Genomic DNA, 6,548 nt, shown 5'->3' with positions numbered 1-6,548 from the left:
GCGCTGTGCGCGGAGGTCGGGAAGGCGGGGTACGGGGCGTCCCCGAAGGACCCGGTTGTCGCGGAGGTCCGTGACGAGGACGCCGACACCGCCCGTCTGCTGTTCCTGCGGCTGATCGTCGCTGTGGCACTGTTCATCCCGGTCGCCGACCTGTCGATCCTGTTCAGTGTCATGCCGTCCGCGCGGTTCACCGGATGGCAGTGGCTGCTGCTCACTCTCGCCGCGCCGGTGGTGGTGTGGTGCGCGTACCCCATGCACCGGGCCAGTTGGCGCGGCCTGTGCCACGGGGTGACCAGCATGGACACGCTGGTGTCCACCGGGATCATCACCGCCAGTGCCTGGTCGGTGTACTCGATGCTCCACATGGACCGGCAACGGACCACCACGGGCGTCTGGGACGCCGTGACCAGTGTGGACACCCTCTACTTCGAGGTGGCCTGCGGGGTGACGGTGTTCATCCTCGGGGGAAGGTACTTCGAGGCCAGGGCCAAGTCCACGGCTGGTCGGGCGATGAGGTCCCTGGCAGGCATGGTCCCCGGGGAGGTCGAGGTGGTCGTCGGCGACGGCGGAACGATGACCATCCCCACCGGTGAGCTCAAGGTGGGGCAACGGTTCACCGTGCGCCCCGGACAACGCATCGCCGCCGACGGACGGGTCGTGGACGGCAGTGCCGGGGTCGACACGAGTGCCATGACCGGGGAATCGAAACCGGTGACCGTCCGCCCGGGCGACCGGGTCACCGGGGGGACGGTCGCCACCGACGGTCGGTTGCTGGTGGAGGCCACGGACATCGGTGCGGACACCAGGTTGGCCGGGATGATCCGGCTGGTCGATGAGGCGCAGCAGGAGAAGGCGTCGGCCCAACGGCTGGTGGACCGGATCTCCGGGATCTTCGTTCCCTGTGTCGCGGTCCTGGCGGTCGGCACCGGTCTGGCATGGTTCCTCACCGGAGCCGACGCCACCGAATCAGTGACCGACGCCATCGCCGTGCTGATCATCGCCTGTCCCTGCGCACTCGGGCTCGCCACGCCGATGGCGCTCATGGTTGCGACCGGACGTGGAGCTGAGCTGGGGATCTTCGTCAAGGGCACGAGTGCCTTCGATGTGTCGGGATCAGTCGACACGGTGATCTTCGACAAGACCGGGACTCTGACCACCGGACAGCCCACGGTGGAGTTCTTCCGGGTGGTCGACGACCTCGACGGTGACGACGGTACCGCCCTCCTGGCCGCGGTCGCCGCGGTGGAGGACGCCTCGGGGCATCCGGTCGGCCGGGCCGTGGTCCGTCGGTACCGGGAGCTGCACGGGGATGCCGCGCTCCCGGAGATCACCGGGTTCCGTGCCAGCCACGGGCAGGGGGCGGGTGCGACGGTGGACGGACGCCTGGTGCAGGTCGGGTCCACGTCCTGGTTGTGTACCGCACAGTCGTCGCCGTTGTGCACCACACAGTCGTCGCCGGAGGTGCTTCTCGCCGACGCGGAACGGATCCGGCGACAGGGCGGCACCTTCATCGTGGTGGCTGTGGACGGACGCCCGGTGGCGGGGATCGGAGTACTCGATGAGCCCCGGGCGACCGCGGCGACCGCGGTAGGACAACTGCGGGACCGCGGAATCCGCTGCATGATGGTCACCGGTGACGACCCGGTCACGGCCAGCGCCCTAGCCCGGCAGATCGGTATCGACGGGCCGGGTGAGGTCATCGCCGGAGTCCTGCCGGCGGAGAAGGTCGCGACGGTGCGTCGGATCCGCTCCACGGGGGCGACGGTGGCGATGGTGGGCGACGGTGTCAATGACGCCCCGGCACTGGCCGCAGCCGATCTCGGGTTGGCGGTGGGGAGCGGGACCGATGTCGCGCAGGACGCCGCGGACGTCATCATCGTCCGCGATGACCTCACCACCGTCGTCGACGCTCTCGGTCTCGCCCGGGCGACCGGGCGGACGATCCGGGGGAACCTGGTGTGGGCCTTCGGCTACAACGTCGCGGCGATCCCCCTCGCCATGTCCGGACTGCTCAATCCCCTGGTCGCCAGCCTGGCGATGGCGTTCTCCTCACTGTTCGTGGTGGGCAACAGTCTCCGGTTGCGCCGTGTCGGTGGGCGCCCGTTCCCCGGGAGTCCGGCGGTGACGACATGTGGCTGACCATCGGCCGGGCCGGTGCCCTGCATCTGCTGCCTGCGGTCGTGCTCCTGGCGACGGCGGCGGTCGTGTCCGGGGACCGGCCTTTCCTGGAGTCCTCCGATCCCTGGCCCGGAACCGCGACCGCTGTCCTGTACTGCGTGGTGTCCGGGGTGGGGTGGGCAGCCGGAGCCCTCGTGCTCGGGGGGATCGTCATCGTCGCGGTCTCCTCCTCCCCCGACCGGTCCGGATGGTTGTCCGCCGACACCTACCTGGTCCAGCGGGCGGTGGTGGCGGCGTCGGCCCTGTGGTTCCTCTGCTCTGCGGCGATGGTCCCGCTGTCGGTTGCCGTCGGTTCGGGGAGTGGCCCGGTTGAGCTCATCGCCTCCGGCATGTTCCTCGACGTCCTGCCGGCTGTCGAGGAGGCCTACGGGTGGATCGTCAGTGCGGTCGCGGCCGCTGTCGTCTGGCTGGCGACGGAGCTGCGACCGACGTGGATCCCGACGGTGGTGTCGGTGATCCCCGCATTCCTCGGGATCATGGCGGTCCCGGTCACCGGCAACGTGGCGCAGGGCCCGGACCATGACATCGCCACCACCTTGTCCTTCGGGGTGTACGTGCCGATGGCCGTCCTGATCGGGGTGTGCTCCCTCGGGGGCCTCTGCCGTCACGGCAGGTCCGGTGGCACCGGCCCGGCACGGGTGGTCCGCCGCCGGATCGCCGTCATACGCCTGCTCTGTGAGGGAGCCTGCCTGGCGTCGGGTGCGCTGCTCGTGCTGTGGCTGCTCGCGCCGGGAGCCTTGTCGACGACGACGGTGTACGGGCGGTTCTGTCTGTTCGGTGGGGTGTTGCTGATCCTGATGGCGGTCGGCGACGTCAGGGCGTTGCGCCGGACGTCGACGGAACCCGGCCTGGCGTGGCGGGTCCTGCGCGCCGGTGGTGCGACGGGGCTGGTGCTCGTCGCCGCCATGTGCCGCTACTTCACGGCACCGGTCCTGCCCCGGCACGAGTTCACCATCTGGGACGTCTACCTGGGGTATCCCCTGCCCCGACCGCCGGATCTCCTCCGGCTGGTGTCCACCGTCCGGTTCGACTTCCTCCTGGGGACGGCGTCCCTGGTCATCGCCGCACTCTACGTGTGGGGGTACGTGAGGCTGCGGCGGCAGGGGATCGGTTGGCCGGTGACCAGGTTGCTGTGGTGGCTTGGCGGGTGCCTCGGTCTCCTGGTCGGGACATCCTCCGGTGCGGCCGCGTACGGTGCGGCCATGATGAGTGTCCACATGGGAAACCACATGCTGTTGAACATGTACGCCTCGGTGATGCTCGTCCTGGGATCCCCGTTGACACTCGCGCTGCGGGCGTTGCCGGTGACCCCGCGACGGTCGGGACTGACGGGGCCCAGGGAGTGGATCACCGCGGTGGTCCACTCCGGGTTCTCGAGAGTGGTGACTCATCCGGCGTTCACCTTCATCATGTTCGTGGCCTCGCTGTACGTCGTCTACTTCACCCCGCTGTGGGGTATGTTCGCCAAGTACCACTGGTGGCACCTGTTCATCTCCGTCCACTTCACCATCAGCGGTTACCTGTTCTTCTGGACGATCATCGGGGATGACCCCGGCCCACGGCAGTTGCCGTACATTGCCAGGCTGGGGCTGTTGATGTGTTCGATGCCCTTCCACGCGTTCTTCGGTATATCCATGATGTCACTGGGTACGGTCATTGCCGATGACTTCTATGACCGGCTACGGTTCGGCTGGATGACCGACCGGCTGCATGACCAGTGGCTCGGTGGCGCCATTGCCTGGGGGATGAGTGAGATACCGATACTTGTGGTGGCGGTGGCCCTGGGAATTCAGTGGTACCGCAGTGACCAACGGGTGGCGAGCAGAATGGACCGGTGGGAGGACGCCGGGAGGAGTGACGATCTCGACGCCTACAACCGGATGCTGCGGCAGCTGCAGGGGGAAAGGTGACGGCGGTCGCCGAAGGTCGCCCTGTGGCGGGGGACTGTGGCGGGGGGAATGCTCGGGAACTTTTCCCAGCCCCCTGACGACTATGTGGTGACAAGCGCTGCAGAACGACGGAGAGAAAAATTCCGTCGCTGCCGCGGATTTCCGGTGAAAGGGAGGCGGACGAATGTCCGGAACGATGACGGGACGGCGAATGACTTCAGTGACCACGGTGTCGGCGGTGTCGGCGGTGGGCCTCGCCGTGGCCCTGGCGCTCTCGTCGTGCGGCGGTGGCGGCGATAGTGGCGGCGATGATGTCGTTGGTGCGACCACACCGGGTAACTCGGCCAGCGGTGAGACGAACTACCCGTTGACCGTAGAGAACTGTGGTTACGAGATGACCTTCGACCGGGCCCCGGAGAAGGTCGTGGTGATGCAGGGGGCCTCTGTCGGTGAGGCGGAGACACTCATCGAGCTCGGCCTGGAGGACAGGATCATGCTCAGCGCCCAGGAGTACGGGGCCTCCGATATCCCGGGGATGGCGGAGAAGGTGAGTGCGCTACCGGATGACGGCCTCACCCTCAATGATGCGATGGATATCCCGGCCGAGCAGATCCTGTCCAGACAGCCCGATCTCGTTCTGTCGACCTATTCCGGGGGATTCGACGAGAAGCAGGGTTTCGCGTCCAGGGAGACGCTGCAGAGTGCCGGCACGAATTCGATAGTGACCACTCCCAACTGTAGCTACGGGAAAACCGCGAACATCACCCAGGAGGAGAAGGACGCCTTCGCTGACGGGTCAGTCCAGGATTCCCTCGACTACATCACGATGATGGGGAGGATCTTCGATGTCGAAGACCGGGCGGAGCAGCTCGTCGCTGAACTCCGGTCGAAGCTGGACACCGTCCGGCAGGCGGTCAGTGGTAAAGACAGGAAAAATATCCTCATTGCGTTCCCGTCCATGTCGGTGATGAACGCGAACGGACTACCAGCGGTATTCTCGGGTGGTATCTACGACTCGGTGATCGGGGAGGCCGGCGGTACGCCGAGCTTCCCGGGGCAGCCTGGACTGACCGCGACGCTCAGCCCGGAGCAGCTGCAGGCGGCCGACGTCGACCTTCTCGTGGTGGGTTCGTGGAACTCGGGCACGATGGACATGGACGCCGAGGCGCAGAAGATCTTCCGGGCCAACCCCGGGTGGTCGGCCTCGAAGACCGGGAACTACGTCGTCGCCTCGGACGGCGTGTACTTCGGCCCGGCCAGCATCTACGGCGTGGAGAAGATCGCACACGCGGCGCATCCTGATGCCTTCGCGGGCTGAGGTTCCGGTGGACCGCCAGCCCACCGCGCCCTGGCGTCCTCCGGTGACCGTGATCGTCGGTACCGGGACGGTTCTCCTCCTGGTGTCGATGACCGCCGCCGTCGCCTGGGGTTCCGTGTCCGTCCCGTTCGCCGACGTGGTCACCGCGGTGCGGGAGAAGGTACTCGACCGGGATGCCGCTCCGGCCGACTTCCTGGCGTCCACGATCGTGTGGCAGTTGCGTGTCCCCCGGGTCCTGGCCGCCGCCCTCGTCGGCGCGGCGCTCGCGCTGGCGGGTGCGGCGCTGCAGGGTCTGGTGCGTAACCCGCTCGCGGACCCGTACACCCTCGGCATCTCCAACGGGGCATCGCTGGCTGCGGTGGCGACGATGTCCTCGTCGAGTGCCCTGTGGATCAGGAATCTCGGTGTCCCCACCGCCGCAGGCCTCGGGGCGGTCCTGACCCTGGTGCTCATCCTGTATCTGTCGCAGCGGCGGGGGTCGCTGACCGGTTCCCGGATCGTTCTCGCCGGGGTCGGCGTCGGCCAGGTGGCGATGGCCGGAACCAGTCTGATCCAGTTGAAGTCCGAACCGGGGGAGATCCGCGGAATCCTGTTCTGGATGATGGGAAGCGTCGCCGGTGTGCAGGACCCCGGTCAGCTCCTGGTGCCGGCGGTCGTCATGGCCGTCGGTGCCGTGTGGTTGCTGGGGCAGTCCCGGAACCTCAACCTGCTGACGATGGGGGATGATGACGCCCGGGCACTGGGTGTCAACGTCAGTGCGTTGCGACTGCAGCTGATCGTGATCATCGCCGCCCTGACCGGGATGGCGGTCGCGGTCGCCGGGGGTGTCGGGTTCATCGGTCTGATCGTGCCGCACTGTGTCCGCTTCTTCACCGGCCCGGACCACCGGCTCCTGTTGCCGGGGTGTCTGGTCGCCGGGGCGACGCTGCTGGTCCTCATCGACCTCGGGTCCCGTGTACTCGACATCCCCAACGAGTACCCGTTGACGATCTTCACCGCGGCACTCGGTGGTCCGTTCTTCCTGTGGCTGCTCAAGACCAGCAGATCAGGAGGTGCGGTGTGAATGACGGAAGAGCGGCGCAGGAGGTGACCGTCAGCGGGGTGACAGTCCGCGCGGGCAGGCGGGACATCGTCTCCGGTGTCTCGCTGGTGGCACCGGCCGG

The 6,548-nt window shown here is 67.6% G+C and carries 4 protein-coding genes; all 4 read left to right on the top strand.

The window, feature by feature from the left end; all coding sequences use genetic code 11:
* A partial coding sequence (locus tag QZV72_RS07385; protein WP_297006758.1) for a cation-translocating P-type ATPase occupies nt 1-2,139 on the top strand: 2,139 nt, incomplete at its 5' end.
* Nucleotides 2,130-4,088 carry a cytochrome c oxidase assembly protein gene (locus QZV72_RS07380; protein ID WP_297006756.1) on the top strand — a complete coding sequence of 653 codons (1,959 nt, stop codon included), beginning with the start codon at nt 2,130-2,132 and terminating at the stop codon, nt 4,086-4,088. The genes QZV72_RS07385 and QZV72_RS07380, both read left to right, overlap by 10 nt.
* A gap of 190 nt (nt 4,089-4,278) precedes the next feature.
* Nucleotides 4,279-5,385, top strand: a complete 1,107-nt coding sequence (locus QZV72_RS07375; RefSeq protein WP_297006752.1) for an ABC transporter substrate-binding protein — start codon at nt 4,279-4,281, stop codon at nt 5,383-5,385.
* Between the two features lie 7 nt (nt 5,386-5,392).
* Nucleotides 5,393-6,448 carry an iron ABC transporter permease gene (locus QZV72_RS07370; protein WP_297006750.1) on the top strand — a complete coding sequence of 352 codons (1,056 nt, stop codon included), beginning with the start codon at nt 5,393-5,395 and terminating at the stop codon, nt 6,446-6,448.
* The last annotated feature ends 100 nt before the right edge of the window (nt 6,449-6,548 follow it).

This window comes from uncultured Corynebacterium sp. (genome assembly GCF_902782855.1).
In the GTDB taxonomy this organism is placed as follows: domain Bacteria; phylum Actinomycetota; class Actinomycetes; order Mycobacteriales; family Mycobacteriaceae; genus Corynebacterium.
The sequence above is the reverse complement of the archived record's forward strand: the minus strand, read 5'-3'. Positions and strand labels throughout refer to the sequence as shown.